At 70.1% G+C, this 26,659-nt stretch carries 29 protein-coding genes and 1 pseudogene; 9 read left to right on the forward strand and 21 right to left on the reverse strand.

The window, feature by feature from the left end:
• Positions 1–21 precede the first annotated feature (21 nt).
• Together ACFFGH_RS27945 and ACFFGH_RS27950 are read right to left on the reverse strand one after the other, a co-directional pair.
• A complete protein-coding gene (locus ACFFGH_RS27945; protein WP_386674752.1) occupies positions 22–891 on the reverse strand; it encodes a transglutaminase domain-containing protein in 870 nt (289 codons plus the stop codon).
• Between the two features lie 80 nt (positions 892–971).
• A complete protein-coding gene (locus ACFFGH_RS27950) occupies positions 972–2,567 on the reverse strand; it encodes a glycosyltransferase family 2 protein (protein WP_386674755.1) in 1,596 nt (531 codons plus the stop codon).
• Between the two features lie 190 nt (positions 2,568–2,757).
• Between ACFFGH_RS27950 and ACFFGH_RS27955 the strand changes: the two genes are divergently transcribed.
• From ACFFGH_RS27955 to ACFFGH_RS27965, 3 genes are all read left to right on the forward strand, one after another.
• Positions 2,758–3,135: a hypothetical protein gene (locus ACFFGH_RS27955; RefSeq protein ID WP_386674758.1), complete on the forward strand. Its 378-nt coding sequence runs from the start codon at positions 2,758–2,760 to the stop codon at positions 3,133–3,135.
• Positions 3,136–3,216: 81 nt separating this feature from the next.
• Positions 3,217–3,873: a histidine phosphatase family protein gene (locus tag ACFFGH_RS27960; RefSeq protein ID WP_386674760.1), complete on the forward strand. Its 657-nt coding sequence runs from the start codon at positions 3,217–3,219 to the stop codon at positions 3,871–3,873.
• 114 nt (positions 3,874–3,987) lie between these two features.
• Complete coding sequence (locus ACFFGH_RS27965) at positions 3,988–4,296, forward strand: SHOCT domain-containing protein (protein ID WP_386674762.1); 309 nt, start codon at positions 3,988–3,990, stop codon at positions 4,294–4,296.
• Between the two features lie 31 nt (positions 4,297–4,327).
• On the opposite strand, the gene ACFFGH_RS27970 is transcribed toward ACFFGH_RS27965, so the two are convergent.
• The 3 genes from ACFFGH_RS27970 to ACFFGH_RS27980 all read right to left on the reverse strand — a co-directional run bounded on the left by ACFFGH_RS27970 (position 4,328) and on the right by ACFFGH_RS27980 (position 8,227).
• Entirely contained in the window at positions 4,328–5,776 is a 1,449-nt protein-coding gene (locus ACFFGH_RS27970) for a sensor domain-containing diguanylate cyclase (protein WP_386674765.1), read from the reverse strand.
• A complete protein-coding gene (locus ACFFGH_RS27975; protein ID WP_386674768.1) occupies positions 5,760–6,590 on the reverse strand; it encodes an alpha/beta fold hydrolase in 831 nt (276 codons plus the stop codon). Before ACFFGH_RS27975 ends, ACFFGH_RS27970 begins: the two co-directional genes overlap by 17 nt.
• 221 nt (positions 6,591–6,811) lie before the next feature.
• Positions 6,812–8,227 (reverse strand): APC family permease, encoded by a 1,416-nt coding sequence (locus ACFFGH_RS27980; RefSeq protein ID WP_386674771.1) that lies wholly within the window; start codon positions 8,225–8,227, stop codon positions 6,812–6,814.
• A gap of 141 nt (positions 8,228–8,368) precedes the next feature.
• On the opposite strand from ACFFGH_RS27980, the gene ACFFGH_RS27985 reads away from it, so the two are divergent.
• Entirely contained in the window at positions 8,369–8,632 is a 264-nt protein-coding gene (locus ACFFGH_RS27985) for a mycoredoxin (protein ID WP_386674773.1), read from the forward strand.
• A gap of 39 nt (positions 8,633–8,671) precedes the next feature.
• Here ACFFGH_RS27985 and ACFFGH_RS27990 read toward each other — a convergent pair whose 3' ends face one another.
• Both ACFFGH_RS27990 and ACFFGH_RS27995 read right to left on the reverse strand, forming a co-directional pair.
• Entirely contained in the window at positions 8,672–9,676 is a 1,005-nt protein-coding gene (locus ACFFGH_RS27990) for an aldo/keto reductase family protein (RefSeq protein WP_386674776.1), read from the reverse strand.
• Between the two features lie 313 nt (positions 9,677–9,989).
• A complete protein-coding gene (locus ACFFGH_RS27995) occupies positions 9,990–10,427 on the reverse strand; it encodes a VOC family protein (protein WP_386674778.1) in 438 nt (145 codons plus the stop codon).
• 201 nt (positions 10,428–10,628) lie between these two features.
• Here ACFFGH_RS27995 and ACFFGH_RS28000 point away from each other — a divergent pair, with 201 nt between their 5' ends.
• Complete coding sequence (locus tag ACFFGH_RS28000) at positions 10,629–10,961, forward strand: hypothetical protein (protein WP_386674781.1); 333 nt, start codon at positions 10,629–10,631, stop codon at positions 10,959–10,961.
• Between the two features lie 91 nt (positions 10,962–11,052).
• On the opposite strand, the gene ACFFGH_RS28005 is transcribed toward ACFFGH_RS28000, so the two are convergent.
• The gene (locus ACFFGH_RS28005) at positions 11,053–11,562 is read right to left on the reverse strand and encodes a four-helix bundle copper-binding protein (RefSeq protein WP_386674783.1); all 510 of its coding nucleotides are present in this window, start codon (positions 11,560–11,562) and stop codon (positions 11,053–11,055) included.
• A 171-nt stretch (positions 11,563–11,733) separates the two neighbouring features.
• Here ACFFGH_RS28005 and ACFFGH_RS28010 point away from each other — a divergent pair, with 171 nt between their 5' ends.
• A complete protein-coding gene (locus ACFFGH_RS28010) occupies positions 11,734–12,255 on the forward strand; it encodes a mycothiol transferase (RefSeq protein WP_386674786.1) in 522 nt (173 codons plus the stop codon).
• A 4-nt stretch (positions 12,256–12,259) separates the two neighbouring features.
• Here the strand turns inward: ACFFGH_RS28010 and ACFFGH_RS28015 are convergent, their stop codons facing one another.
• From ACFFGH_RS28015 to ACFFGH_RS28065, 11 genes and pseudogenes are all read right to left on the reverse strand, one after another.
• On the reverse strand, positions 12,260–12,601 hold the full coding sequence (locus ACFFGH_RS28015; protein ID WP_386674789.1) for a YciI family protein: 342 nt from the start codon (positions 12,599–12,601) through the stop codon (positions 12,260–12,262).
• 26 nt (positions 12,602–12,627) lie between these two features.
• A complete protein-coding gene (locus ACFFGH_RS28020) occupies positions 12,628–13,305 on the reverse strand; it encodes a hemerythrin domain-containing protein (protein ID WP_386674792.1) in 678 nt (225 codons plus the stop codon).
• 119 nt (positions 13,306–13,424) lie between these two features.
• Positions 13,425–15,236, reverse strand: a complete 1,812-nt coding sequence (locus ACFFGH_RS28025; protein ID WP_386674795.1) for a helicase HerA-like domain-containing protein — start codon at positions 15,234–15,236, stop codon at positions 13,425–13,427.
• Positions 15,237–15,282: 46 nt separating this feature from the next.
• The gene (locus tag ACFFGH_RS28030; RefSeq protein ID WP_386674798.1) at positions 15,283–16,176 is read right to left on the reverse strand and encodes a trypsin-like serine protease; all 894 of its coding nucleotides are present in this window, start codon (positions 16,174–16,176) and stop codon (positions 15,283–15,285) included.
• A 125-nt stretch (positions 16,177–16,301) separates the two neighbouring features.
• Complete coding sequence (locus ACFFGH_RS28035; protein WP_386674801.1) at positions 16,302–17,729, reverse strand: pyridoxal phosphate-dependent decarboxylase family protein; 1,428 nt, start codon at positions 17,727–17,729, stop codon at positions 16,302–16,304.
• Between the two features lie 84 nt (positions 17,730–17,813).
• The gene (locus ACFFGH_RS28040) at positions 17,814–18,086 is read right to left on the reverse strand and encodes a DUF2277 domain-containing protein (RefSeq protein WP_386674803.1); all 273 of its coding nucleotides are present in this window, start codon (positions 18,084–18,086) and stop codon (positions 17,814–17,816) included.
• 46 nt (positions 18,087–18,132) lie between these two features.
• Positions 18,133–18,522, reverse strand: coding sequence for a DUF6855 family protein (locus ACFFGH_RS28045; RefSeq protein WP_386674805.1), 390 nt, complete (start codon positions 18,520–18,522; stop codon positions 18,133–18,135).
• Entirely contained in the window at positions 18,519–18,830 is a 312-nt protein-coding gene (locus tag ACFFGH_RS28050; protein WP_386674808.1) for an ArsR/SmtB family transcription factor, read from the reverse strand. The genes ACFFGH_RS28045 and ACFFGH_RS28050 overlap by 4 nt, the downstream gene beginning before the upstream one ends.
• Before the next feature lie 159 nt (positions 18,831–18,989).
• Positions 18,990–19,535, reverse strand: a complete 546-nt coding sequence (locus tag ACFFGH_RS28055; RefSeq protein ID WP_386674811.1) for a DUF488 domain-containing protein — start codon at positions 19,533–19,535, stop codon at positions 18,990–18,992.
• A gap of 59 nt (positions 19,536–19,594) precedes the next feature.
• A pseudogene (locus tag ACFFGH_RS28060) lies at positions 19,595–21,139 on the reverse strand (NCS2 family permease).
• A gap of 40 nt (positions 21,140–21,179) precedes the next feature.
• Positions 21,180–22,481 (reverse strand): glycosyltransferase, encoded by a 1,302-nt coding sequence (locus tag ACFFGH_RS28065; RefSeq protein WP_386674814.1) that lies wholly within the window; start codon positions 22,479–22,481, stop codon positions 21,180–21,182.
• A gap of 72 nt (positions 22,482–22,553) precedes the next feature.
• On the opposite strand from ACFFGH_RS28065, the gene ACFFGH_RS28070 reads away from it, so the two are divergent.
• From ACFFGH_RS28070 to ACFFGH_RS28080, 3 genes are all read left to right on the forward strand, one after another.
• Positions 22,554–23,753 carry an MFS transporter gene (locus ACFFGH_RS28070; protein WP_386674817.1) on the forward strand — a complete coding sequence of 400 codons (1,200 nt, stop codon included), beginning with the start codon at positions 22,554–22,556 and terminating at the stop codon, positions 23,751–23,753.
• Between the two features lie 86 nt (positions 23,754–23,839).
• The gene (locus ACFFGH_RS28075; RefSeq protein ID WP_386674820.1) at positions 23,840–24,595 is read left to right on the forward strand and encodes an SDR family NAD(P)-dependent oxidoreductase; all 756 of its coding nucleotides are present in this window, start codon (positions 23,840–23,842) and stop codon (positions 24,593–24,595) included.
• A 13-nt stretch (positions 24,596–24,608) separates the two neighbouring features.
• On the forward strand, positions 24,609–25,364 hold the full coding sequence (locus ACFFGH_RS28080) for a class I SAM-dependent methyltransferase (protein WP_386674823.1): 756 nt from the start codon (positions 24,609–24,611) through the stop codon (positions 25,362–25,364).
• Between the two features lie 10 nt (positions 25,365–25,374).
• On the opposite strand, the gene ACFFGH_RS28085 is transcribed toward ACFFGH_RS28080, so the two are convergent.
• The gene (locus tag ACFFGH_RS28085) at positions 25,375–25,995 is read right to left on the reverse strand and encodes an NADPH-dependent FMN reductase (protein ID WP_386674826.1); all 621 of its coding nucleotides are present in this window, start codon (positions 25,993–25,995) and stop codon (positions 25,375–25,377) included.
• Positions 25,996–26,020: 25 nt separating this feature from the next.
• Complete coding sequence (locus tag ACFFGH_RS28090; protein WP_386674829.1) at positions 26,021–26,626, reverse strand: DarT ssDNA thymidine ADP-ribosyltransferase family protein; 606 nt, start codon at positions 26,624–26,626, stop codon at positions 26,021–26,023.
• Between the last annotated feature and the right edge of the window lie 33 nt (positions 26,627–26,659).

A 26,659-nucleotide genomic window follows, 5' to 3' on the forward strand; every position in this document is an offset into this window, starting at 1 on the left:
GCCGCTCAGCCGCGGAGGCGCCTAGGCCAGCTGCACGTCGACGGCAGCCAGCCCGTAGGGGCTGAGCTGGGTCACGCGGCTCCGTGGGTTCAGGCGGTCGTCGTCGGCGTAGCGGGCCTTCAGCTCTTCCTCGGCCGACTGATCGCCCGCATCGGCGTAGAGCAGCAGCGCGGCGATCTCGTCGATGAACTCCGCGGTCCGCCCCAACGGCTCGGTCATGGCGCCCCACTGGTCCCAGAGCAGCAGCTCGTCCCGTTCCCGGTGGGCGACTTCGCGGATCACGTAGTCCCGGACGAACCCCAGGCCCCCGATGGGCGACCCGGGGAAGATCCCGTAGTTCAGGGGGTCGACCCGGCCGGCCCGGGCCTCGCGCCACACCTCGGCGGCCGTGACGAACGGCGCCTGCGGGCCGGCCGGCAGGTCGAGCATGTCGAAGTCGTCGCGATCCGGGCTCTGTTCCGGGTCGAAGCGCCGCCACCGGCTGCCGGTCCACATCTCCACGACCACATGGTCGGCGAAGAAGTCCTCCATCAGGTACCCGGCGAACCCCACTCGGCTGCGCGCCGGGATCCCGTGCTGGCGCAGGGTGGCCACGCAGAACAGGGAGTGGTCGCGGCAGCAGCCGAACACCCGCTCCATGTACTCCCGGCCTGCGAGCAGCGGGACGGGATGCCGCAGCTGGTCGGTCTGCAGGATCCGCCGCACCCACCGGCTGTGCACCTCGTCACGGCGCTCCTCGGGCAGCTCGAACCCCGATCGGTAGTGCGTGATGACGTTCCTGGCGGCGAGGCCGAGCTCTTCCGGATCGGTCGGGAGCGCGTCGAGCAGAGCGCCGAACTCCCCCGGATCGGTATACGCACTGTGCTTCGCATATCGGTCGACGTCGGGCATGGAGGTCATTCTGCTATCGCCAGTGGGGCGAAAACAACCGTTATCGGCGTGCCGTGTCCTCCGAATGGAGGACAATGGATTCAGACGCCCACAGTATCGGCGTGGCGCACTGTGGTGCCCGGAACTCCTCGCCCGGCGATCAGCTCGACGGGCGCAGGACGGGACGCCAGCGAGTCAAGGTAGAGCGCCGCAAGCGTCGGGCCGATGAGGGCGAGCACCGGCACGACGCTGCCGAGCACGAAGAGTCCGAAGCCCGCAGCAAGGACCGCGACGATCAGCTCGGCACGGAGCATCCGCACCGCAGAGAACCGTCCGCCAACCCCTCGGGTCTTCGGCGTCACCCGGAAGGTCGCCTTTCGGCCGAGCATCACCTTGGCGGCCGCGCGGACCGTCAGCACCAGCACTGAGCCGTAGAGGGCAGCGGCGAGCACCAGGTACCGGGCGGCGGAACCGAACCCCTCCGCGCGAAGCAGCCGCGCCGCCTCGGGCAGCAGGGGCGCCGCAATGCTGAGCGACGTCATCCCGGCCACCCAGAGCGGGGCCCGCACGTCGTCTCCGGCCGCGAAGAGCACCACGCCCGCGGTGAGGAGGGAGAGGCCGACGACCGCCCCGAAGGGGATCATGAGCTGCTCGAACAGCAGGTCGATCTTCTCGTACCAGCGCATCCGCGAGCCGAGGATGCGGCGCCAGGAGCGCCGCACGAACTCGGTGGTCCCCTCCACCAGCTTGCGGTGCTGGCTTCGGAAGGCGGCGTAGTCGACCGGATAGTCCTCGGTGCAGACGATCTCCGGCGCGTACGCGACCCGGTACCCGGCGCGGTGCACCTCGAGGCTGAACGCGACGTCCTCCATGACGAGCTCCGGAATGCCACCGGCGGCCCGGTATGCCTCGAGGCTGATCATCGCGCCGCGACCCATGAACATCGAGAAGCCGCCGGCGCTGCGGGCTCGTTGCGTGACGTCGATGTGGGTGCCGAGCAGCCCGGCGAACTGCGCGGTGAACGCGGAGTCGCCCCGCCACGCGACGTGCCTGGCCTGCACGATGCCCACCTTCGGGTCACGGGCGAAGTGGCCGAGCGCCCGCTCGACGAAGTCGGGCGGCAGCACGTCGTCACTGTCGAGCAGCACGACATAGTCGAACCGGGACGCGATCCGCTCGATGCCGGTGTTGAGATTCCCCGCCTTGAAGCCCCGGCGGTCGCTGCGGCGCAGCACCTCCGCGCCGGTCTCCGCGGCGAACAGGTCGACGGCTCGCTTGCCCGCCTCCGACTTCGAGTCGTCCAGGATGACGACCGTCACATCCCGCTGCTGCGCGATGCTCCGCCGGAGCGCGTCCGCGTTGAAGTCGTCGGCCGCACAGGCGATCAGTGCCACCCGCGCGGAGGCCAGAGCGCGATCATCTCGCGCGAGGCGCACGGCCCCGCGCCACATGCCGCCGGACACCCACATGGCGAGGTACCGGATTCCGCCGAGCCAGAGGATGCCGGATGCGACGGCGAAGACCCCGAGGGCGGCGACCTCCACCGGCGACCCGGTGGCGAAGGACGGCGCGATGGCGAACGCGAAGGCGACGAGGAGCACCGCCCAGACGAGGGCGATCGCCCCCCAGAAGCGTGCCGGCGTCGCCCGCGGCCCCCGGACTCCAAACCGGGCTCTCGCGGGTTTCGGATGCAGCATTGCCTCAGTTCACCGGAGCACCCTGCGAGATGTCCACGCGCTCAGGGCAGGTTCAGGGGAAAGTCAGGGTACCCCCAGAGCATTCGAAACATGTGTTCGGCGAGTCGGTCGCGGAAATCGCGGCACGCCTCCCCCGGATGCGGTTCGGACCCCACCATGCTATGGAGGTCCGCGTTCGGAAAGGCGCCCCATGACCGTGCTGGCTGTGTTGTTCTGCCTGCTGCTCGCCGCCCTGGCTGTGTTCCAGGCGGCCCTCGTCGCCGGCGCGCCGCTCGGCGAGTACGCCTGGGGCGGGCAGCACCGGGTGCTCCCCCGGCGGCTCCGCATCGGCAGCGTCGTCTCGATCGTGCTGTACGTGGTGTTCGCCGTCGTCGCCCTGGCGAAGGCCGGCATTCTCGACCTCTTCCCCGGCACTCCGGTCGTCGATGTGGCGATGTGGGTGATCGCCGGCTACCTGGTGCTCGGCATTCCGCTGAACGCGATCTCCCGCAGCCGGAAGGAGCGCCTGGTGATGACACCGACCGTGTTCGTGCTGGCCGGACTGGCGATCGCTCTCGCGATCCTCTGATGCCGGCCCGCCCTTGACCCAAGGCCCGTCCGGAAGCTCTTGACGTTCTCCGAGCGGGCGCGGCATAGGCTGGCATCCGTCATGCGACTCCTCCTCATCCGGCACGGGCAGACCCCCTCGAACGTGCTCGGCGCGCTCGACACCGCACACCCCGGCGCGCCCCTCACCGAGCTCGGGCTGGCGCAGGCGGCCGCGATCCCGCGAGCTCTCCGCGACGAGCAGGTGGACGCCGTCTTCGCGTCCACGCTCCTGCGCACGCAGCTGACCGCCGAGCCCCTCGCACGGCACGTCGGAGTCGAGACGAAGGTCCGCGACGGCCTCCACGAGATCGAGGCCGGCTCGCTCGAGATGCGCACGGACCGGCAGTCCCAGCACACCTACATGGGCACCGTGCTCTCCTGGGGCGCCGGCGACCTGAGCGCCCGGTTCCCCGGCGGCCCGAGCGGCTCGGAGTTCTTCGACCGGTACGACGCCGCCATCGAGCGGATCGCGGACGAGCACGACGGAACGGTCGCCGTGTTCAGCCATGGCGCGGCCATCCGGGTGTGGGTCGCCGGGCGGGCGCGGAACATCTCCGCCAGATTCGCAGCCGAGAACCATCTGGAGAACACCGGCGTGGTGGTGCTGAACGGCGACCCGGGCCTCGGCTGGATCGCCGAGTCGTGGACCGGCGTCCCGCTCGGCGGACCACTGCTCGAAGACGTCGCGGCCGACGACCCGACCGGCGAGGCGGTCTGAGCGCACTGAGGCGGCACCCCGCTCGAACGCCGGCCGCACGGGCGCCGCGCTCCGTCCCGCGACTCGGGGCGCTACAGTCGTCGGAACCAGGCGATGCCGCCGGAGAGGAGCCCCATGCCGGAGAATCCGCCCGACACGTCGGGCTTCGACCTCATGTTCGGCATCGTGCTCGCCGTCGTGATCGCCGGGTTCGCCGTCACCGTCGCCCTCCTCGCAGTGAACGCGCGGCGCGTGCGACGCGCCGGTCACAACCCGGTCACCCTCAACGCGGACCTTGCCGTCCGGGTGCTCGAGAGTGACCTCCTGGCGCCGGGCAGGTCGAAGGAGCACCGCCTTCGCGAGCTCGACGACCTTCACGCTCGTGGCGTGATCACCGCGGAAGAGCACCGCACGGCGCGAGCTGAAGTGCTCTCGGCACCCTGACCGTGCCGATCGGGTAACGGGCCTGACTGCGTCAGACCGAGACGACGGTCACCCGATTCTTGCCTGCCCGCTTCGACTCGTACTGCGCCTCGTCGGCCGCTGTCAGCAGCTTCTCCGCCGAGATGGCCCGGCCCGCCCGCGGATTGTGCACGGCGATGCCGATGCTCGCAGTCAGGGTGAAGGCGGAGGGGACCCCGTGCAGCGGCAGCTCCACCGCCTGGCGGACCCGCTCGGCCACCGTCCGCGCGTCGGACTCGCCGGCATCCTCGCAGACCACCACGAACTCGTCTCCGCCGAACCTCGCCAGCGTGTCGCTCACCCGCACGACCCGCTGGAGCGCGTGAGCGACATCCCGCAGTGCGACGTCGCCGATCCCGTGGCCCAGCTTGTCGTTGATCCGCTTGAAGCCGTCGAGGTCGAGGAACACGACCGCCATCGGACGCCCGTACCGCTCGGCGGAGGCGAGGACCTGCACCAGCCGGGTCTGCAGCATCGACCGGTTCGCAAGGCCCGTGAGCTGATCGTGGAGCGCCATCCGCGTCAGCTCCGCCTGCAGACGGATGCGCTGCAGCACCTGGGCGGCGAGACGGGCGAGGGATTCCTGCAGCTCGAGCGCATCCTCGTCCAGGGTGCGCTGCCGGCCGAAGTAGCAGGCGAGCACGCCGGCCGGCACCTCGTCGACGAGCAGCGGCACCGCGCTGAGCGACTCGAGCCGTGCCGCACGCATCCGCTCCGCCAGGCCGGGGAACTGCCGCTCAGCGTCCTCCAGATTCGACACCGTGACCGCCTCGGCCGAGCGCATGACCTCCGGCTCGGGCTCCGCCGCGATCCTGGCGACGGTCGGGCCGAGCGCCCGGGTGCCGGCCTTGACCTGCAGCGGGGCGGACCCGGTGGCGAGGAGCACTGCCGCGGAGCCGGCGTCGAACGCGTCCCGGGCGGCGCCGACGAGTGCGCTCGCGAGCGACTCCTCGGTCGCCGCCGCTCCGAACGAGGCCGACGCCGCCTGCAGCACACGAACCCGCGCCTCGCTCCGCTCGGCGGCACGGCGGGATTCCAGCAGCTCACGCTCGTAGTCGCGTCGCCCGGTGGCGTCGAAGACCGCGGTGCGCACGAACGCCGCACCGACGGACGGCTCGACGACCATCGAGGTGACGAGGGACGGCAGCGTGCCGCCGTCGCCGCGCTCGAGCTCGAGCACCGCCTCGCGGACCTCACCGTTCAGCCGGAGTGTCGGCAGATATCTGGTCTGGTAGAACAGCCGGCTCCCGACCGTCAGCATGCTCTCGAGCGACGCGCCGAGAACGTCACCCCTCTCGCGCCCGATCAGGTTGCAGAAGGTCGAATTGGCGCGCAGCACGGTGCCGTCGAGCGTCGAGGTGAGATAGCCGCACGGGGCGTGCTCGTAGAGGTCCTCGAGCGATTCCTCGGGCGCCGTCGACGTCGGGTCGGCGATGCCTCGCGAGTCAGGATGGGGCGTCATCGGTCAGGAACGTCCGGAGCTGCGGGATCAGCAGCTCTGGGTGTGAGAGGTTCGGGCAGTGTCCGGTCGCGTTCAGCACGACCAGCCGGCTCGAAGCGATCTGGCTGTGCACGTACTCCCCCACCGGCCGCGGCGCGATCGCGTCGTCGGTGCACTGCAGGATCAGGGTCGGGATGCGCACTTCCGCGAGATCCCGGCGGTTGTCGGAGAGGAAGGTCACCCGGGCGAAGTGACGGGCGACGGCCGGGTCGGTGCTGCAGAAGCTCGCTGTGAGCTCCGCCCCGAGTTCTGGCCGCTCGGGGTTGCCCATGATGACCGGAGCCAGCTGCGCCGACCAGTCGAGGTGGTTCGCGTCGAGGGCATCCAGCAGAGCGTCGATGTCCGGCCGGTCGAAGCCGCCCAGGTAGCCGTCGTCGTTGAGATACCGCGGCGACGGACCGACCAGCACCAGCGCACCGATCGGCGAGGACGCACGGTTGGCGGCGAGCACGCCCACCATGGCGCTGACCGAGTGGCCGACGAACACCACATCGTCGAGGCCGAGCGTGTCGACGATCTCCAGCACGTCATCCGCGTAGCCGTGCAACGAGTCGTACTTGCCGCGGTCGTAGGCGGAGCGGTCGCTCCCGCCTGCACCGACCGCGTCGAACAGCACCACGCGGTACTCCGCCTCGAACGCCGGAGCCACGTACCGCCACATCTCCTGATTGCACCCGAATCCGTGCGCGAACATCAGCGGCCGGCCCGCCGGATTCCCGCTGAGCCGCACGTTGTTGCGGCGGAGCACGTCCGATCGGGTTTTCGCTAGCGGCATGTGGTTCCCTCCTCTTCGACGTCAGCGAAAGGGGATACCGTACAGAGACTCGAGCCCGCTCGATGCAGGCAAACTATCGGCTCCGGCGCGCCGCGGCAATGTGCCCGTGAAATGCGGTCGGGGGCTTGCCTCAGCCGCTGGAGTGTGCATGCGCCGACGGCGCGCGACGAGAACGTTCGGTCGACTCGGATGGACCCGCATGCCCGGGACGGCAGGCCGCGTCAGCGGAGCTCGTCCACCTCCGCGATGGGGGCCTCCTTCGGCGCGTGCCTGCCGTGGGCGATCCAGGTGACCAGCCACAGCACGATCCCGATGGCGACCAGGATCCCGGCGATGACGTACTGCTCGCTGGGCCGCCCTGAGGTGAATGGCAGCACCAGATAGACACAGGTGATCACTCCGATCACGGGGAGGATGCGGCCGGCGTTGAAGTGCTTGTGCTGCACCGTGTCGCCTCGAAGCCGCAGCACCGTCGCGTTGACGACGGCGAACACCGCGAGCAGCAGCAGCGAGGTGGTGCCGCCGAGGAGCGCCACGACCGACCCCTCTGGGTCCAGCGACACGTACGTGATGAGGCCGAGGGCGAGCGCGGTGGTGAAGAGGATCGCGCTCCAGGGCGTCCGGCGCTCGGCGTGCACCTTCATGAGGAACGGCGGCAGGACGCCCTTCTTGGCCATGCCGTAGAGCAGCCGGCTCGCCATCAGCATGTTGATCAGGGCGGTGTTCGCAACCGCGAACATCGAGATGAACGGCAGCAGGTCGGCGATCGGGAAGTCCGGCGCCGCCGTCTGCACGACGGTCACCAGCGGGGTCTCGTTCCCGGCGAGCTCGCCGATCGGCACGATGGCGACGGCGAAGATCGAGACGAGCACGTAGACGACCGCCGTGATGCTGAGGCCGGTGAGCAGGACCCTCGGAAAGATCCGGCTCGGCTCCTTGGTCTCCTCCGCCATGTTGACGGAATCCTCGAACCCGACCATTGCGAAGAACGCCAGGGATGTCGCGGTGCTGATGGCGAGGAACACCGCCTTGTCCTCTGGCGTCTCGAAGGCGACCACCCGGGAGAAGTCCCCCTGGCCGCCGGCGATCGCCCAAAGGCCGATGAAGATGACCATCAGCAGGCCCGAGAGCTCGACCAGCGTCAGCACGACGTTCACCTTCACGCTCTGGGAGACCCCGATGAAGTTGACCAGCATGACGAGCAGGATGAAGCCGAGCGCGATCAGGAGGATGCCCACATTGCCGAGTTCGAGCTGGAATCCGGCGATGAGGTTCGCGGCGAACGCCCGGGATGCGGCTGAGGCAGACGTGATGCCGGACGCCATCACCACGAAGCACACGAGGAAGCTCACGAAGTGGATCCCGAACGCTCGGTGCACGAACACGGCGGCGCCGCCGGCGTCCGGGTACTTCGTCACGAGCTCCAGGTAGGAGAACGCCGTCACGGTGGCGACGGCGAACGCGATGAGGAACGGCAGCCAGGCGGCCCCGCCGACCTCGGCGGCGACCTGCCCGGTGAGCGCGTAGATGCCCGTGCCGAGGATGTCGCCGATGATGAACAGCAGCAGCAGCTTCGGGCCGATGGCGCGCTTGAGCGGAGGCTGCGCGGCCGGAGCGCGGGGAGCGGTGGCGGTCATGGGCCGATCATGCTCCCGGTCCGGGGGCTCGCGAAAGCGGCCGCGACCCGCCGCGGAGAGACTCCAAGCGGGCACGCAGGATTCTCCGGCGCATCCGGGGCGGCACCGGCCTCCGGAGGCTGCTCACGTACCCTGTCCGGGATGAAGACGCGCGCCTACACCCCTTCCCCCGGCTCACTGACGGTGTTCAGCACCATTTGGTGCGGCTACTGCACGCGGCTGAAGAGCCATCTCGACCGGGAGGGCATCTCCTACTCGGAGGTCGACGTCGAGCAGGACCCGGATGCCGCGGACCTGGTGATCAAGGTCAACAAGGGCAACCGCACGGTGCCGACCGTCGTCTTCGCCGACGGCTCCACCGCGACGAACCCGTCACTCACCGACATCCAGTCCCGCCTCACCTAGCCCGCAATCGCCGAGCGCCCTCCTGATCCTGTCGAGGGGTCAGCTCACGCGGCTGCTCGGGGACTGGGTCAGGCGGGGGTTGCGCTCGGCGAGGTCGCCGAGCGCCTCGTCGATGGCCGCCATCGTGCCGTCGTCGAGCTCCACACCGGCGGCCCTGACGTTCTCGGTGACCTGCTCCGGCCGGGAGGCGCCGATGATCGCGGAGGCGACGTTGTCGTTCTGCAGCACCCACGCCACCGCCAGCTGCGCGAGCGTCAGCCCGTTCTTCTCAGCGACGGGCTGCAGCCGCTGCACGCCCTGCAGCACGTCGTCGCGCAGGAAGCGCTTGATCATGTCTGCGCCGCCCTTCTCGTCGGTGGCGCGGCTGCCCGCCGGCGGCTCGGCGCCCGGCTGGTATTTGCCGGTGAGCACGCCCTGCGCGATCGGGGAGAACACGATCTGCGAGATGCCGAGCTCCTCCGAGGTCGGGATGACCTCCTCCTCGATCACCCGCCACAGCATCGAGTACTGCGGCTGGTTGGAGATCAGCGAGATGCCGAGCTCAGCGGCGAAGTCGGCACCGGCTCGCAGCTGCTCCGCATTCCACTCGCTGACGCCGATGTACAGGGCCTTCCCCTGGCGCACGACGTCGGCGAACGCCTGCATCGTCTCCTCCAGCGGCGTCTCGTAGTCGAAGCGGTGTGCCTGGTAGAGGTCGACGTAGTCGGTCTTCAGCCGCTTCAGGGAGCCGGAGATCGACTCCATGATGTGCTTGCGCGACAGCCCGGAATCGTTGTGGCCGCGCGGACCGGTCGGCCAGTAGACCTTGGTGAGGATCTCGAGCGACTCGCGCCGCTGACCGGCGAGCGCGTCCCCCAGCACGGACTCTGCAGCGGTGTTGGCGTACACGTCCGCGGTGTCGAAGGTCGAGATGCCCGCGTCGAGGGCGGCGTGCACGCACTGCGTCGCGACGTCGTTCTCCACCTGCGATCCGTGCGTCAGCCAGTTGCCGTAGGTGATCTCAGAGATCTTCAGTCCGCTGTCGCCCAGGTATCGAAACTCCATGTCTCGACGTTACCCCGGCGCAGCAGAGCATCAGAGAGCTCACGGGCTCCGCACCGGTGACGCTCGGCTAGAAGGGCTCCATCACGGCGATGGGACCGTGCCCGGGACACGAGTAGGCGATGGCCAGATGGCCCTCCGCAGCATACGGCTCCGCGGTCAGCTCACCGTTGCAGTCGGGACACTTCCCCGTGCCCCACACCTCGTCGTCCATGCAGGAACGTTAGGCAGACCGGAGCCGATCGCATCGGAAATGCGATCCCTCTGCCAGCCCGCTCACATCAGATTCCCACGCTGGGGTCTGTGGCGGACTCATTCAGCCGGAAACGCCGCCGCCCTGGTTCTGCGCGCCCGCGATGTTGACCATCCAGCTGACTCCGAAGCGGTCGGTGCACATCCCGAAGCTGTCGCCCCACGGCGCCTGCTCGAGCGGCATGGTCACGCTGCCGCCGTCGATCAGCTTGTCCCAGTAGCCGCGCAGCTCCGCTTCACTCTCACGGCTCAGCGAGATGGCGACCCGGCTCCCGTCTTCGTATGGCATCTGGTTCGGCGTGTCGGCGCCCATCAGGGTGAGCCCGTTGTCGGTGTCGAGCTGGGAGTGCATGATCTTGTCCGACTCGGCCGGGTCCTCCGCCATCTGGAATTCCGCGAAGGTGCTCATCGTGAGCTCCCCGCCGAAGACGGACTGGTAGTACTCCATCGCTTCCCGTGCATTGTCCTTGAAGCTGATGTACGGGTTGAGCTTTGTCGGCATGGCCATCTCCTCATCTCGGGTATGGCGGTCGGCGGACCGCGGATGCAGCCGCCCCCGCGTCGGCCCCAGGCTAGACCCGCAGCCGCGCCGGCGGAATGTTTCGTTTCGTGACGGCGCTGCGTGACGTCGATGGAGGCGGTGCTTATGCTCGTCGCACCGGCCAGAGCGGCCGCACGCGCACACCGCGAAGGGGTGATTTCCATGGACAGCACGGCGGAATCCGTACGGCCCATCGAGGTGACCGCTTGCATGTGCGCCGAGGGCGCATGCACGAGCGGACGGGCGGGGCACACACTGCTGCCGATCCAGGAGCGGGTCGCCGCCGCGTCGCCGAGCGGCTGGCGGGATGCGCTCGTCGGCCGCACGGACGCCCGCGGGTGGATCGAGCTGGTGCTGCTGGAGAACGATCGCCGGGTCTGGGTCTGGAGCCACCATTCGGGCGCCATCCGCACCGGCACCCCCGTCGCCTTGCACCGCGCCGCAGGCGTCGTCTCGGTTCCGGGCGGGATCGCCAGCGTCCTCGTCCGCGACTGATCCCGGCGCGCGGCGCCCGTAGTCGGGTCCGCGCAGGCGAACGGGCGACCCGATCCGGGACTCCGGCGGGCCGCCCGCAGAGACTTTTCGCCTACATGTCGTCCGTGGAGCCGCCGCCCTTGGCACCGCCCATGTCGGAGCCCATCGACTTCATGCCGGAGTCCTGCATCATCGTGTCGCCACCCGCGTCCGTCATGCCCATGCCGGACATCATGGAACGGCACGCGTCGACCATCTGCTGACACGCGGATGCGCAGATGCGGCAGTGGTCGTGCATGTCGGCGTGCTTGTTGCACTCCTCGGCGCAGGCCATGCCCATCGCCATGCAGCCCTGCATCATGGCCTGCATCGAAGCCATGTCGTAGCCGTTCGGCCGCAGCATGACCCGCATCATCGTGGTGGCCATGTCGGCGGTGTTCGCACACATCGCGGAGCAGCGGGCCATATCCCCGCCCATTCCGGCACACGCGTCGGCGCACATCGTCGCGGCCTGAGCCGCGGCCGAGCACGCCTCGATACATTCCTGCATCGCGTTCATGTCCATGCTCATGCCCATCTGGGGCATCTGCATGGAACCCATCATCTGGGACATCATGCTCATCGGAGCCTGCCTCCTTCCGGCCGCCGACAGCCGTGGATCGGCTCGAATCCCCGGCGGCCTCCGCTCGGCAGACTACGCCCGCGGCGGCGGCCAGTCGGCGGTTTCACAGCGCGTGCTGAGGCTGCTGCCGGACGGTGGCGCGACCGTGCGCAGTCGGGTCACAGTGGACCCATGACCCCGGCAACCGCACTGCTCACCGACGGCTTCGGACGGATCCGCGAGGTGGTGCACGCCGCCGTGGAGGGGCTCGGCGAGGAGGGGCTGCGCTTCCGGATCGATCCGGAGGCGAACTCGATCGCCTGGCTGATCTGGCATCTCGCCCGCATCCAGGACGACCACGTCGCGGACGTCGCCGACGCGGAGCAGGTCTGGACCGCCGGCGGCTGGGCGGAGCGGTTCGGCCTGCCCTTTCCCGCGTCGGCGACGGGATACGGCCACTCGGCCGCGGACGTCGCCGCAGTCCGCGGAATCGATGCGGAAGCGCTGCTCGGCTACTTCGACGCGGTGCACGACCGCACTCTCGGCTTCCTGGCGTCGCTGGCCGATCAGGACCTCGACCGGATCGTCGACACATCGTGGGACCCGCCGGTCACGCTCGGCGTGCGCCTTCTCAGCGTGCTGTCGGATGACCTGCAGCACGCCGGGCAGGCGGCCTACGTGCGTGGGGTGCTGGAGCGCTCGAGCGGTCGCTGAGCGGTCACATGCTGGGCCGGACCTCCACCGAGCCGTAATCGAGATGCGGCATCCGCTCGGCCCAGCGGATCGCCTCGTCCTCGCTGTCGACGTTGAGGACGTAGAACCCGAACAGCGCATCCGGCGCACCGAGCGCGTCGCCGTCGCGCCGCTTCAGGGCACCGTCGGTGCCGCTGAGCGTGACGGCCGTCTCACGGAAGTTGAGCGCCTCGTTCAGCACCAGCACGCCCGCCTCCCGCATCTCCTCGGTGATCGCGTCCCAGCGTTCGAACTCGGCCTCCAGCTCGGGGGTACCCTCCTGGGGCCCGGTGCCCGGCTCCCAGTACAGCAGCAGCGTGTACGTCATGCGGCTCTCCCTCGTGTCCCGGCCGCTCAGGCCAGCGCGCCGTACACCCTGCGGCGATGGGCGATGTACTGGCGGCGGCCGATCAGCCGGTAGAGCACCCGCGCCGGTGCCGGCAGGGCCTCGGCGAGGAACTGCCGCCCGACGTCCGGGGGCATGCTGTCGAGGATGAATCCGAGCTGGATGAACATCCTGTTCTTCGGGATGGCCGCTCGGCCGTGGTCCCCGAGCCGGTTCCACTCGCGCTGGGTGAATACCTGTCCGGCGGTCGGCAGGATCAGGCGCTCCTCATCGCCGAGGTGCTCGTTCAGCAGGGCATTGACGTTCTCAAGACTCGCGAGGACCGCAGCCCGGTGGGCTTCGTCCGGCTGCCGCTGCCAGGCCGCGGCGGCCTCCTCGGCCCGGTCGAGCGCTTCACCCATGGCGGCGTGCTGCCGCTTCATGAGTCCGACGTGGATCGCACAGCCAGGGCTCTTCGACGACAGCTGGTCCCACAGCAGCTGGTCCTCGCCCGTGTGGTGGCGGTGCAGCCCGTCCGCGATCTCGAGCACGTGCTGACCGAGGGTGCTCGCGCGCTCAGGGTCGCCGGGGCCGGCGGCGCGGACCAGCTTCTCGGCGTCGCGGAACACGAGGCGCATGAGCCCGTGCACCATCAGCATGTCGTCGGTGTTGCATCCGGGCTCGTCAAGAGACTGAGCAGCTGTCATCTTCGACCCCAATCGTCGGGTCATGCTAGCGCCCGGCCGGACCGGCGCGCGAGAGGTGATTCCCGCACGACGCTTCCCGGCGAGGACACCCTCGGTCGCCTCCGCGACGAGGATGCACGTCAGCGGCGACGACGGGTGTTGAAGATGCCGGTCAGCACGCCGGTCAGGATCGTCCGGGTGGTGCGGGAGCCGAGTATCTCCTCCAGTGGGGACTTCTCGGCACGGGTCCGCGTCGTGCGGCCGTCACTGCCCGAGCGACGCCTCGCCTCCCGCTCGGACGCCTCCCTCGCCGTGCGGTCGGCCTTGGCCTGCTGCCGTGCCATGGCATCCTGCTGCCGCCGCAGCTCCGCGGCCGCCTCAGCCCGGTCGGCCTGCGCCGACGCGGCGTTGGCCGCCTCGAGCTTCGCCGTCAGCACCTCCCGCGCCGAATCCCGGTCGAGCGGCGTGCCGTACTTGCCGAGCAGCGCCGAGGCGGCCACGGCGGCGGCGATGTCCGCATCCGGAGTCGGCGCCATGGAGCCCTGCGGCGCCCGCAGGCGGGTCCACGCCACCGGGCTCGGAGCGCCACGCTCGTTCATCACCGTCACGATGGCCTCGCCGGTGCCGAGCCCGGTCAGCACCTCTTCGAGGTCGTAGCCGGAGTTCGGGTAGGTGCGCACGCTCGCCCGGAGCGCCTTGGCGTCGTCCGGCGTGAAGGCGCGCAGCTGATGCTGCACCCGGGAGCCGAGCTGCGCCAGCACGTCGCTCGGCAGGTCCTTCGGCGTCTGCGTCACGAAGAAGATCCCGACGCCCTTCGAGCGGATGAGTCGCACCGTCTGCACGATGGATGCCAGGAACTCCTTCGACGCATCCGCGAACAGCAGGTGCGCCTCATCGAAGAAGAACACGAGCTTCGGCTTGTCGAGGTCACCGACCTCGGGGAGGTCGTTGAACAGGTCGGCCAGCAGCCACATCAGGAACGTCGAGTAGAGCGCCGGCTGGTGCTGCACACCGGGCACCTCGAGCAGGCTGATCACCCCTGCGCCCTGCGTCGTGGTGCGGAGGAAGTCGGCCGTGTCGATCTCCGGCTCGCCGAAGAAGACGTCAGCGCCCTGATCTGCGAAGGCGATCAGCTCACGCAGGATCACGCCGGCCGTCGCGGCGGAGAGACCGCCGAGCTCCTTGAGCTCGCTCTTGCCCTCGTCGCTGACGAGGTACGACAGCACGGCGCGCAGGTCGGTCAGGTCGAGCAGCGCGAGCCCTGCCTGCTCGGCGTAATGGAAGACGAGGCCGAGGCTCGACTCCTGCGTCGCGTTGAGTCCGAGCACCTTGCTCAAGAGCAGCGGCCCGAACCCCGCGACGGTGGCCCGGATCGGCACGCCGTTGCCGCGCCCGCCGAGCGAGTGGTACTCGACCGGGAACGCGGACCCCTGCCATTCCTGGCCGATCCCTCCCGTCCGCTCGAGCAGCTTGTCGTTCGCGGCACCAGCGGTGGCGACGCCGGAGAGGTCGCCCTTGATGTCAGCCGCGAAGACCGGCACACCGGCGGCGGAGAACTGCTCCGCCAGCACCTGCAGGGTGCGCGTCTTTCCGGTCCCGGTTGCGCCGGCGATCAGTCCGTGGCGGTTCGTCATCGCGAGCGGGATGCGCACCGGCACGTCCGGCATCGCTTCCCCGTTGACGAGGGCGCCCAGCTCCAGCGCCGGACCCTGGAACGCATAGCCCGCCCTGATGGCGTCCACTTCGCCGGAGTCCAGTGGAGCGCCAACGGGCGTGAACGACGGCGCCGCAGGCGTGGACGCGTGTTCCGCCGCACTCGCCGCGGCCGCCGCCTCCTGCGCCCGCCTCACCGCCGCCTCCGCCTCGGCCTGCGCCGCGCGGGCGGCGGCGATCGCGGCTTCCGCCTCGGCGTGCGCGGCGGCGACAGGGTCGAGTGCGTCGGGCGGTGTCATGGCCGGAATCCTAGACTCGCCGGCCGCGACACCGCCCGTCGGATCGTCAGACAGGAACGACCTCGATGCCGGCGGACGCGTCTCCCGCATCTGCATCCCGGGCGATCTTCAAGATCCAGTCGATCACCTCTTGCCGGTCGGTGCGGTACGCGAAGTCCGTTCCCCGGCACCACTCATTCATACCGAACGAGGTGACCGCGACGATGAGGTTCGACTCGTAGCCGCCGTAGAAGACCGGGCCTCCGGAGTCGCCGGAGCAGGTGCCGCCGCGCCCGTTTCCGTTGCCGTTGGTCTGCAGGTTGTAGCCGTCGGTGTTGGCGCTGCGGAGGTTGGTGAGCTTCGCCTGCGCCATCAGCCGCTCGCGGAACGACTCAACCCCGACCGGGCTGCTGTAGCTCAGTCCGTAGCCGCTCGCCGTGAACGTGGTCGCCTGCTGGCCTCGCCTGGTGGCCAGTTCGTCGAGGGATCCGTCGGCCGCGAGCACACCGTACTCGTCGAGCTCGATCGGTTGATCGAGGATGACCAGGCCGACGTCGTGCGTGTCCGGGAAACCGGCGAACTCGTTGAAGCCGTAGTTGTACAGCTCATCGGAGGTGGCGCACAGTGTGCCGAGGGTGTTTCCGGCGCAGGTCTCCGGATAGCCGGTCGTCGGATCGATTCCCTCCTCAAGGTCGAGGTTCACCCCGGCATCCTGCTGGAAATACACCCGCGCGCTGGTGGCACCTTCAGTGCAGTGCCCGGCGGTCAGGAACACCGTCGGGTTCAGCAACGAGCCGGAACAGCGGCCGCTGAACTCCCCTTCGGCGTCGTAGAAGACGACGAGCCCGACGTACGGATGCTCGAAGTCCTTCACGTAGTTTCCGGTGATGGCGTTCGCCGGAGTGGCGAAGCCGAACACGAGTGCCAGTGCGGCCACGACGGACAGCAGAATTCTGCGCATGGATCCCCCTCGAATCGAGAACACCGGAGCCCCGTCGCTCCGGTCGCCTCACGGTAAGCACGGCCGAGCCACGGCGCTCGAAACTCCAAGCTGCCTCCAAGGCGCGCCCGAATCCGCGTGAGCCGCTACCGCGGGGCCTGTGCGGCGGCTCGCGCCACCGCCGCCACCGTCTCGCGCACCTCGTCCGGTCCGGTGCGCCAGGAGCTCACGGAGAAGCGGATCACGGCGGTGTCGTGCCAGACGCTCGCCGAGGGCATCACGCGCCCCTCCTCGAGGATGCGCCGGAAGACCTCGCGGGTGCGGTCATCGTTCTCGAACGCGACGCTGACCTGCGTGTACACCACGTCGTTCAGCACCCGCGCGCCGGGGATGCGGGAGACGCCATCCGCGATGCCGTGCGCCGCGTCGACCAGGCCGCCGACGAGGTCGCGCACGCCCTCCGCACCGAGCGAGGCGAGCGCCGCCCAGACCGGCACGCCGCGGGCACGGCGCGACATCTCCGGCACCCGTTCGTGCGGATCGACCGCCGAGGAGGTGAGCAGGTAGCTGGCGCGGACGCTCATCGCGCGCTGCATGGCCGCCGCATCCGCCACCACCGCGAGCCCGGAGTCGTACGGCACGTTGAGGGTCTTGTGCGCATCCGTCGCCCAGGAGTCTGCGGTGCGGAGGCCGGCGGTGAGCCGATCGAGCGTCGGGACGACCGCCGCCCACAGCCCGAAGGCGCCGTCGACGTGCACCCACACCCCGGCCTCGTGCGCCGCCTCGATCGCCTCGGCGAACGGGTCGAAGGCGCCGGAGTGGATGTTGCCCGCCTGCAGGCAGAGGATCGCCGGCCCACCGTCCTCCGCGAGCCGGAAGTCGAGGTCCGCGACGTCGATCCGCCCCTCCTCGTCGCAGGCGACGACCTCCGGCGCACCGAGGCCCAGGTAGCGGATCGCGAGGTCGATCGAGCTGTGCCGCTCCGCGCCGACCAGCACCCGCACTCGCGGCCCGCCGGCGAGGCCCTGCTCCGCGACGTCCCAGCCGACGCGGGCCAGCACCTCGCTGCGCGCCGCGTTGAGGCAGGTGAAGTTCGCCATGGTGGCGCCCGTGGTGAACCCGACCCCGGATCCGGCGGGCAGGCCGAGCAGCTCGAGCAGCCACGTGGCCGCGAGCTCCTCGGCGGCCACCGTCCCGGGCGTCGCGTCCCGCATTCCGGAATTCTGGTCCCAAGCCGACACCAGCCAGTCTGCGGCGAGCGCCGCCGGCAGCGTCGCGCCCATCACCCAGCCGTAGAACCGGCCGGACGGGCTCGCCATGAGCCCTGGCTCAACCGCAGCGGCGAGCCGCTCGACCACGTCCTCCGGTGGCGATCCCCGCTCAGGCAGCGCGCCGCCGAGCTGGGATGCGATGTCGTCGATGCCGGCAGTCGCGGGCACGGGTCGCTCGTCGAGCGAGCCGAGCCAGCGCCGCGAGTGCTCGATCGCCCGGTCCAGCGCGTCGCCGTCGGGTCGGGCGCGGCGGGGGGAATCGTCGTCGGATAGGGCCGATGGGTCGAGCGACAGCTCCGTCACGGGTGCAATGCTCGTCCTGCGGGCCTGCCGGGTCAAGAGCGCAGTCGGCCCCGCGCTCGGCTCGGCCGGCGGCAGATCACCGGGTCAGACGGTCGCGTAGCGCTGCGCGGCGCGCGCCCGCGCCTTCTCTGCCTCGATCTCCCGGTTCTTCGGCGGCGCCGTCGTCACCAGGTCCTCGAGCAGATGCCCGGTGATGTGGGCGATCTCCGCCACGGCGCGTTCGAACGCCTCCTGGTTGGCCTTCGACGGTTTGGTGGTCCCGCTGATCTTGCGCACGTACTGCAGCGCCGCGGCGTGCACCTCGTCGTTGGTGGCTGCGGGCTCGAAGTTGTGGAGCGTGTGGATGTTCCGGCACATGCCGACAGGCTAATCCCGGGATGCCTCGCTCGTCACCCGCTCCACGTCAGATCGCCCGCATGGAGTTGTTGCGGGCATTGTGGGTGACTTCGGCGAGGCCGAGCCGCTCCAGCAGCGGCGGCAGGTACATGCCGAACCGGCCGCGGTAGCCCTTCCTGAGCCCGTACCAGCCGCCGACCGGGTTGGAATCCGACCGTCCCCACGCCTCGACCGTGCCATCGGCCGCCGGTTTCCCCTCGTCTGCGGCGCCGAGCGGCACCCAGTCGCCCTGCTCACGAAGCCAGGCGTGCAGGTCCTCGATCGCCCGCGCCGAATACGTGAGCGTCGTGGAACCCACCTGGCAGACGAGGTCGTCGCCGTCCCGGTACATCGTGTACTTCGACGTGCCGGACGCCGTGGTGAGCTGCCACGGGCTCTCCCGAGTGCCCTCCGTCATGACGACTCCTGGTCGAGCTCTTGGTTCTCGGTGGCCAGCCGCAGTCGGACGCCGACGCCCCAGACCCGCTCGAGGTAGTCCTGCACCGCCCGCACCCCCTCTGGGCGGAGTCGGAAGATGTGTCTGGCGCCGGAGTACGTCTCCGCCACCAGGCCTGCCTCGGTGAGCACCTTCAGATGCCGCGACACGGCGGGGCGGCTGATGGGGAGGTTCGCCGCCAGCTCGTTGACCGACTTGTCGCCCTCGCACAGGATCCCCAGCAGCTGTCGCCGATAGCCATCGGCGAGGGCGTCGAATGCGTCGTGCACGGGCCCTCGAGCGGGCAGCGCGCCCGTGGTTCCACTGGACGGTGCCGTCGTGGGTTCCTGTTCCGACAAGCGCATTTCCGGCCTCCCGCCCTCTGGTGATCCAGTGGTTACTCCTGGCGTGCGTCCGACGCAAGAGGCGCGCCGCATTTCACCCTCCGCTCACCACAGAGTCGTTCTGTCGTCCTCCTCCGCGGGGTAGGTGATCTCGCTGCCCTCGACGCACGCGAACCTCGTCAGCACGTGGGGCCTCGCGGTGGTCGCGTCCATCAGGTCGAGCACCGGCACCCCACGCACCAGCACCGCGTCGCCGATCAGCGACCGGTGGCACCGCCACGGCACCGCCTCGGCGCACATCACGGCGACCCGGTGCACCGCCGCGGCGTCGAGGAGCTCGTCGATCCCCTGGGCGAACTCCTCGGTCGCCATGTGGTCCGCGTACCCGCGGAACGACGTGTTCCGCCATCCGTCGTTCGGCGAGTCCTTCCGCGGACGCCGGAGCCCGCCGAGCGACGGGACGTGCCGGTAGGCGATCCCGTCCGCCGCGAGGCTCTTCCTGAGGGAGTCGCCGCCGAACTGGGGGTTGGTGCGGGACTTCGGGATGGTGCGCACATCCACGATCTCCCGCACCTGGTGGGCGTGCAGGATCGCGAGGAACTCCTCGATGGGGCGCGTCGAGTGCCCGACCGTGCACACCTCGCCCGCCATGCCCCCGACGCTACCGAAATCCCCTTCGGGGAGTTGCGGAAAGACGGGGCGCGAACGAGTCAGCCGAGAAGCTGCTCGAGCGGGCCGCGGGCGAAGTAGATGAGGAACCCGGCCGCGACGATCCAGAGCAGCGGCGAGATCTGCCGCGCCTTGCCCGCCATCGACCGCACCAGCACCCAGCTCAGGAAGCCGACACCGATGCCGTTGGCGATCGAGAACGTGAACGGCATCACCACGATGGTGAGGAACACCGGCAGTGCGACGGAGAACTCGCTCCAGTCGATGTCGCGGATCTGCGCCACCATCAGCGCCCCGACCACGACGAGCGCTGCGGCGGCGACCTCGAGTGGCACCACCTGGGTGAGCGGGGTGAGGAACATGGAGGCGAGGAACAGCACGCCGGTGACGATGGAGGCGAGCCCGGTGCGGGCGCCCTCCCCGATGCCGGCGGCGGAGTCGATGAAGATCGTGTTCTAGGAGCTCGACGTCGCTCCCCCGGCGACCGCGCCGACGCCTTCGAGAATCAGGCCGGACTTCAGTCGCGGGAAGTTCCCGCGCGCATCCATCAGATCCGCCGCCTTGGCGAGGCCGGTCATGGTGCCCATCGCGTCGAAGAAGTTGGTGAACAGCAGCGTGAAGACGAGCATGGTCGCGGCCAGCACGCCGATCCGGTCGAACGCGCCGAAGCTGAACTGGCCGATCAGGCTGAGATCGGGCAGGGAGAAGATCGACGACGGGATGGTCGGCGTGTTGAGACTCCATCCGCCCGGGTTCTCGAACGCCGGCCCCAGCCGGAAGATCGCCTCGACGATCACCGCGAGCACCGTGGTGGCGAGAATGCCGATGAGCAGCGCCCCCTTCACCCCTCGTGCCATCAGCACGCCCATCAGGACGAGCCCGATCAGGAACACGACAGTCGGCAGCGCGGCGACGGATCCCGCCTCACCCAGCTGCACCGGCGGTGACTGCGAGCCGCTCGCCCGCACGAACCCGGAGTCGACGAGGCCGATGAAGGCGATGAACAGGCCGATCCCGACCGTGATCGCGGTCTTCAGCTCGGCCGGCACCGCGTTGAAGATCATCGTCCGGAGGCCGGTCGAGGCGAGCAGCACGATCAGCAGCCCGTTGATCACGACGAGGCCCATCGCCTCCGCCCAGGTCACCTGCCCGACGACGTTCACGGCCAGGAACGAGTTGATGCCGAGACCTGCGGCGAGCGCGAACGGCAGGCGGGCGATCGCGCCGAAGAGGATCGTCATCACGCCCGCGGTGAGCCCGGTGACCGCGGCGACCTGGGCGTTCTGCAGCCAGTTGCCTTCCACGTCGAGGGTCGCCTGCTCGGCGCTGAACCCGCCGAGGATCAGCGGGTTCAGGATGACGATGTACGCCATCGTGACGAACGTGACGAGCCCGCCGCGGATCTCCCGGCTGAAGGTCGAGCCTCGCGAACTGATCTCGAAGTAACGGTCGAGCCGAGTGCGGGCGCTCGGGCGTTCGGTTGATGTCGGCGCTGTCGTGGAAATGGCGGTGCTCCGAAAGATCGAGGATGGCGGCCCGGCGATCTCGTCCCCGGCCCGAGCTGCCCGGTGCGCGGGGCGCGGGATCGGGCACGTCCGGGATCGAGCCTACGACCCAGCGGGGCGGTCAGGCCCCGGAAGCGGCGGACGGCGATTCGCCCGGATCGGGGGTCTCCACCTGTTCGATGAGATCGACAGCCCGCGGGACGCCGCCGCCCTCTCCGAGCTCTCGCCCGACAGCCTTCGCCGCGGCGCGGAACGAGGGGTCGGACCGGATGCGGCGGAACGCGGCGGAGATCTGTCGCGCGTCCGGTGTGCCGGTGCGCAGGTCTATGCCTGCGCCCGACCAGCCGACGCGCGCGGCCACCTCAGGCTTGTCGAGATCACCGCCGGCGAGGATCAGCGGCACGCCCGAGCTCAGGGCGGCGAGCGTGCCGCCCCAGCCGCCGTTCGTGATCATCACGCTGGTTCTGGGAAGCAGCTCCGCATGCGGCAGGAGCCCGGCCACCCGCACGTTCTCCGGCACCGGGAACGGCAGCCGATCGTGCCCGGCTACGCCGCTGGAGGCCACCACCAGCACCGGTTCGTCCGCCAGCGCCTCGAGCGCCGGCCGCAGCAGGTCATCCGGATTCAGGTTCTGCGTTCCCTGCGTGACGTGCACGACCGGCGCCGTGGCGTGCTCGACCTCCGCCCACCATTGGGGATGCGGCGTGCCGGCGAAGACGCCGAGCGTGCCGACGTAGTGCAGATGAGGCGGCGGATCCGGGCGCCGGTAGTCGAGTGAGCGGCTGCCGGTGGCGAGGATCAGGGTCGGCGAGAAGCCGGCGGCCTCGAACGGCACGGGGCTCGGCCCGAGCCCTGCTGTCGCCCTGGTCTCGTCGAGCGCCGTGCGCAGCCGGCGGGTCAGCGCGCGCGACACCACCCGCAGCGCCCGGTCACGGAACCGCCCGACCGGCCCCCGGCCCGGACGGATGCCCAGCCCGCTCGGCGGCAGCGCCGTGCTCGGGAGCGACAGCGGGGTGATCGCGACCGAGACCCATGGCGCAGTCGTCCGCTCAGCGGCGAGGGCGGCACCGACACTGGTCGTCTCCGAGAGGAGCATGTCCCACGGCTCCGAGCGCCATTCGGCGAGGAGGTCCTGCGCCTGCCCGGCCGCGCTCCGGATGAACAGGTGCTCCACGTTCGCGAGCAGCTGGCGCGGGCCCTTCTTCCCGCGCAGCTGCGGGAAGGTCCGCTCCAGCGCATGCTCGTCGAAGTCGGGCGCCATCCGCCACACCAGCACGGACGCCCCGGCGTCCTCGAACCGCGACCGGTACGCCGAGCCGGTGTAGACCCGCACATCGTGCCCTCGAGCCGTCAGCTCTCGAACGAGAGCCTGCATCGGTGCCACGTGCCCGGCGAACGGAAGAACTGCCACGAGCACCCTCATCCCGGAATTATGACCGCGACGCGCCGCGGTAGCATCTGTGGATTCGGCGGCACTCGACGGAAGGCACCGCCCGTGACGCGAGGTGTCGCCGCGAACAGTGCGCTGATCGTCGTGGCGCAGAGCACGCAGGCGATCGCGGTCGGCGCGATCTCGCTGTTCCTGCCCCTCATCCGCGAGGACCTGGGCATCAGCTTCGCGGAGGCCGGGCTGCTGGCGGCGGCCACGACGCTCACCTACGCGCTGATGCAGATCCCCGCCGGGGTGCTCGCCGACCGGGTCAGCCTGAAGCGGCTGTTCGCGGTCGGGATCCTCGGCACCAACGCGCTCAGCATCCTCTTCGCCCTGAGCGGCGCGTTCCTGCCGATGCTCGCCATCCAGGCGGGAACCGGGGTGTTCCGGGCGCTGATGTTCGTGCCGGGACTGATGCTGATCACGCGGCACTTCTCGGAGGCGCGACGAGCCACCGCGATGGGCCTCTTCGTCGCCGGCGGCTTCTCGTCGAACGTCGTCGTGAATCTCGTCGGCCCCCTGCTCGTCGGCCCGCTCGGCTGGGACGGCGTGATCGTGCTGTCCTCGAGCCTCGGCCTCGTCGTGCTGGTCGCGTTCTGGCTGCTCGCTGACGAGCCGCCGTCGCGGCATCCCGCATCCGCCGATCCTCGTTCAGCACGCTGGGTGTGGCGAACCGCGGCCTGGTGGCTGCTTGGCCTCGTCCAGTTCGCGCGGCTCGCGCTCGTCGCCGGCTTCGGCTTCTGGCTGCCGTCGTACCTGATCGTCGACCGCGGGCTGAGCCTCGAGGCCGCGGGCCTGATCGTGGCGCTGTCAGCGGCGATCACGGCGCCGTCGAACATCCTGGGCGGCATCATCTCGGACCGGCTGGGTCGCCCGCTCGGCGTCATCGGGCTGTCACTCGGGGTGATGAGCGTGCTGTTCCTGCTGCTGAACGCCGCCGACGCCGTCGCCCTGGTGATCGTCGTGGTCGCACTGATCGGCGTGTTCATCCAGCTCTATTTCGGGCCGATCTTCGCCGTCGCGACACGCTTCTTCGGCCGCTCGGTCGCGGGACTCAGCTCTGGATTCGGCAATTTCTGCGCGAACGTCGGCGGGTTCGCATCCGCCCTCGCGCTCGGGGTGCTGAAGGATCTCACCGGGTCGTTCTCGGCGGGCTTCTTCTTCCTCGCCGGGGTGGCGTTCGTCGGCTTCCTCGCGCTGCTGGTGCTCGCCCGGATGCCCGCGCGCGGCGACGTCGGCGCCGCCCAGTCCCCTGCCAGGTGACGGCCATGCGGCCCGCGTAGCGTCGAAGGCGGACCTGGCTCGCGTTCCGCGGCCGGCCGGCACGCTGTCGAGAATCGAGGAACCCCATGGCCACTTACGACGTCGCCAACCGCTCCGCCATCGTCACCGGAGCGGGATCGGGGATCGGACGCTCCATCGCCCTGCTGCTCGCAGCCAACGGGGCATCGGTGGTCGTCTCCGACCTGAAGGGCGACGCCGTGGATACCGTCGTCGGTGAGATCACCGCGGCGGGCGGCAGCGCGGCCGGGGTGGTCGGAGACGTCAGCGACCCGCAGAACGCGGTCGACGCGGTGGAGGCGGCGAACGGGCTCGCGCCGCTGAAGATCGCCGTGAACAATGCGGGCATCGGCGGCCCGAGCGCACCGCTCGGGGAGTATGACCTGGACGGCTGGCGCAAGGTCATCGAGATCAACCTCAGCGCGGTGGCGTACGGGATGAAGGCGCAGCTGCCGGCGATCGCGGCGAACGGCGGCGGAGCGGTCGTCAACATCGCCTCGATCCTCGGCAGCGTCGCCTTCGCGAACTCCGCCGGCTACGTCGCCGCCAAGCACGGCGTCGTCGGGCTGACGAAGAACGCCGCGCTGGAGTACGCCGCGCAGGATGTCCGAGTCAACTCCGTCGGACCGGGCTTCATCAAGACCCCCCTCGTCGATGCGAACCTCGACGCCGAGACCCTCCAGTTCCTGGAGAGCAGGCACGCGCTGAACCGGCTCGGCGAGCCGGAGGAGGTGGCGACGCTCGTCGCCTTCCTCGCCAGCGACGCGGCGAGCTTCATCACCGGCAGCTACCACCTGGTCGACGGCGGCTACACCGCGCAGTAGTGCGCTGTCTGCGATGAACGGGGGCGAGCCGGACCGCTGGTCGGCGGTGGCCGAGGAGTGGTCGGCGCTGTGGGGCAGCATGCCGCAGCCGGTGTGGGCGGCGGTGGCGGCGGCCGCTGCGATCGGGCCGGGGTCTCGGGTGCTCGACATCGGATGCGGTGCCGGGGAGTTCGTCGCCTACGCCGCCGGTCTGGGCGCGGAGGTCAGCGGCGTCGACCCGGCTCCCGGGATGGTGTCGCGCGCGCGGGCGCGGGTGCCCGGTGCGTCGATCGAGGTCGCCGGATTCGAGGAGCTCCCCCGTCCGGAGCGGCCGTTCGACGTGGCGACCGCGTTCAACGCCCTCCAGTTCGCCGAGGATCCGGTGACCGCGCTGCGCCGCACCGCTGACGTGGTCGCTGCGGGCGGCCGCATCGCCATCGCCAACTGGGCCGAGGCGGAGCGGAACGACATCGAAGCGCTGGAGGCCGCGATCGCAAGGGCAGCCGGCGAGGAGCCCGTGCCGGACGACGAACTGCGGCTGCCGGGCGGACTGGAGCGGGTGATGGCGGCAGCCGGGCTGGCGGACGTCCTCGCCGGGATCACCGATGTCGAGTGGACCACGCCCGACGAGGAGCACCTGGTGCGCGGCATCCTCCTCGGCGAGGACGACGCCACGATCGACGAGCTGCGGAGCACGCTGCTCGAGGCCGCGGCACCGTACCGCACCGCGGAGGGCGGCTACCGTCTGGTGAACGCCTTCCGCTGGGCGGTGGGCACCGCCGGTCGCTGAGCCACTGAAGTCAGGGCGCGCCGGTGAGGTTCTTGGTCGCCTGCGGCAGCACGGTCAGCACTCGCTGGATGAAGAGCCGGAAGTCGTCCATCCACGACCGCAGGAACTCCTCCAGGCTCTCGTCGCCGATGTCGCCCTCGACGCTGATCATCCCGGGCGTCGCCTGGATGTAGGCCTCCGGCGCGTTCATCTGCGGGGAGTTGCAGTAGCTGAGGATGCTGCGCAGGTTCTGCTGCGCCACTGCGGTGCCGATCTTGCCCGGCGACGCGCCGATCACCGCGGACGGCTTCCGCGCGAACGAGTTCTTCCCATACGGGCGGCTCGCCCAGTCGATGGCGTTCTTCAGTCCGCCCGGGATGTCGCGGTTGTACTCCGGCGTGACGAACAGCACGGCGTCCACCGCGGCGATCGCCGCCTTGAAGTCTCTGGCCACCGTCGGGAAGTCGGCGTCATAGTCGTAGCTGTAGAGCGGCAGGTCCCCGATCGGGATCTCCTGCAGCTGAAGCTCCTCAGGCGCGAGGCGGACGAGCGCCCGCGACAGCCTGCGGTTCAGCGAGTCCCGGGCGAGGCTCCCGACGAAGAAGCCGACCACATACGGCGGCTCGTGCTCGTGCACTTCGGCGTCGACCATCGGTCTCTCCTTCTGCAATGCCGGTTCAGTCCTGATCGGCAGGCAGGAACCAGGGCGGATACACGGCGATCCGCGGCGTGTGCCCGTCCGCCTCGGCGAGCAGGTCCTTCACCCGGGCGCGGATCTTGTCGTTCGAGACGCCGATGAGCGCGACCGCCGAGAAGGGGATGGACCCAGGCGCGAGCACCTCTGCTTCGAGGAGGTCGGGGTCGGCGGCGCGGGCCCGGCGCAGCAGGGTACGGCCGTCCTCAGCTCCGGTGGCGAAGCGGGTGACCGGTGACACCGCGTCGCCGTCGGCGACCACGACATCCGGGCCGATGCCGGCCATCGTCGTGACGAGGGCGACGAAGTCGCTCGGCCGCGCCTCCCGCGCCGCGTCGGACCAGAACACGCCCTCCGCGCCGCTGCGCAGCTCGTTCCAGCGGGTGGCGTTCGGCGTGAGGTAGAACGGCACGTGCTCGGCGACGCTCACCCCGGGACGCACCGCCGCGAGCGTGCGAAGCTCCCGTGTGTGCGCCGAGCTGATGTCGATCTCCGGCGTTGCGCCGGCCCGGATCTCACCGTCGAGAATGATCATCTCGAGGTTCCGCACGTGAGTGACGTGGTACACCCGCTGTGCTGCGAACGGCACGGCGGAGTGCTCACCGACACGGGAGGATGATCC

This window comes from Lysobacter korlensis, from assembly GCF_042434515.1.

Bases quoted from the DNA above. Each gene is read 5' to 3' on its own strand.
- ACFFGH_RS27960 (WP_386674760.1), top strand. From the start codon at position 3,217: ATGCGACTCCTCCTCATCCGGCACGGGCAGACCCCCTCGAACGTGCTC.
- ACFFGH_RS28015 (WP_386674789.1), bottom strand. From the start codon at position 12,601: ATGACGTACACGCTGCTGCTGTACTGGGAGCCGGGCACCGGGCCCCAG.
- ACFFGH_RS27965 (WP_386674762.1), top strand. From the start codon at position 3,988: ATGCCGGAGAATCCGCCCGACACGTCGGGCTTCGACCTCATGTTCGGC.
- ACFFGH_RS27980 (WP_386674771.1), bottom strand. From the start codon at position 8,227: ATGACCGCCACCGCTCCCCGCGCTCCGGCCGCGCAGCCTCCGCTCAAG.
- ACFFGH_RS28005 (WP_386674783.1), bottom strand. From the start codon at position 11,562: ATGAGCATGATGTCCCAGATGATGGGTTCCATGCAGATGCCCCAGATG.
- ACFFGH_RS27955 (WP_386674758.1), top strand. From the start codon at position 2,758: ATGACCGTGCTGGCTGTGTTGTTCTGCCTGCTGCTCGCCGCCCTGGCT.
- ACFFGH_RS27945 (WP_386674752.1), bottom strand. From the start codon at position 891: ATGCCCGACGTCGACCGATATGCGAAGCACAGTGCGTATACCGATCCG.
- ACFFGH_RS27950 (WP_386674755.1), bottom strand. From the start codon at position 2,567: ATGCTGCATCCGAAACCCGCGAGAGCCCGGTTTGGAGTCCGGGGGCCG.
- ACFFGH_RS28065 (WP_386674814.1), bottom strand. From the start codon at position 22,481: ATGAGGGTGCTCGTGGCAGTTCTTCCGTTCGCCGGGCACGTGGCACCG.
- ACFFGH_RS28080 (WP_386674823.1), top strand. From the start codon at position 24,609: ATGAACGGGGGCGAGCCGGACCGCTGGTCGGCGGTGGCCGAGGAGTGG.
- ACFFGH_RS28055 (WP_386674811.1), bottom strand. From the start codon at position 19,535: ATGGCGGGCGAGGTGTGCACGGTCGGGCACTCGACGCGCCCCATCGAG.
- ACFFGH_RS28075 (WP_386674820.1), top strand. From the start codon at position 23,840: ATGGCCACTTACGACGTCGCCAACCGCTCCGCCATCGTCACCGGAGCG.
- ACFFGH_RS28045 (WP_386674805.1), bottom strand. From the start codon at position 18,522: ATGACGGAGGGCACTCGGGAGAGCCCGTGGCAGCTCACCACGGCGTCC.
- ACFFGH_RS27985 (WP_386674773.1), top strand. From the start codon at position 8,369: ATGAAGACGCGCGCCTACACCCCTTCCCCCGGCTCACTGACGGTGTTC.
- ACFFGH_RS28010 (WP_386674786.1), top strand. From the start codon at position 11,734: ATGACCCCGGCAACCGCACTGCTCACCGACGGCTTCGGACGGATCCGC.
- ACFFGH_RS28000 (WP_386674781.1), top strand. From the start codon at position 10,629: ATGGACAGCACGGCGGAATCCGTACGGCCCATCGAGGTGACCGCTTGC.
- ACFFGH_RS28030 (WP_386674798.1), bottom strand. From the start codon at position 16,176: ATGCGCAGAATTCTGCTGTCCGTCGTGGCCGCACTGGCACTCGTGTTC.
- ACFFGH_RS27975 (WP_386674768.1), bottom strand. From the start codon at position 6,590: ATGCCGCTAGCGAAAACCCGATCGGACGTGCTCCGCCGCAACAACGTG.
- ACFFGH_RS27970 (WP_386674765.1), bottom strand. From the start codon at position 5,776: ATGACGCCCCATCCTGACTCGCGAGGCATCGCCGACCCGACGTCGACG.
- ACFFGH_RS28025 (WP_386674795.1), bottom strand. From the start codon at position 15,236: ATGACACCGCCCGACGCACTCGACCCTGTCGCCGCCGCGCACGCCGAG.
- ACFFGH_RS28020 (WP_386674792.1), bottom strand. From the start codon at position 13,305: ATGACAGCTGCTCAGTCTCTTGACGAGCCCGGATGCAACACCGACGAC.
- ACFFGH_RS27990 (WP_386674776.1), bottom strand. From the start codon at position 9,676: ATGGAGTTTCGATACCTGGGCGACAGCGGACTGAAGATCTCTGAGATC.
- ACFFGH_RS28085 (WP_386674826.1), bottom strand. From the start codon at position 25,995: ATGGTCGACGCCGAAGTGCACGAGCACGAGCCGCCGTATGTGGTCGGC.
- ACFFGH_RS27995 (WP_386674778.1), bottom strand. From the start codon at position 10,427: ATGCCGACAAAGCTCAACCCGTACATCAGCTTCAAGGACAATGCACGG.
- ACFFGH_RS28040 (WP_386674803.1), bottom strand. From the start codon at position 18,086: ATGTGCCGGAACATCCACACGCTCCACAACTTCGAGCCCGCAGCCACC.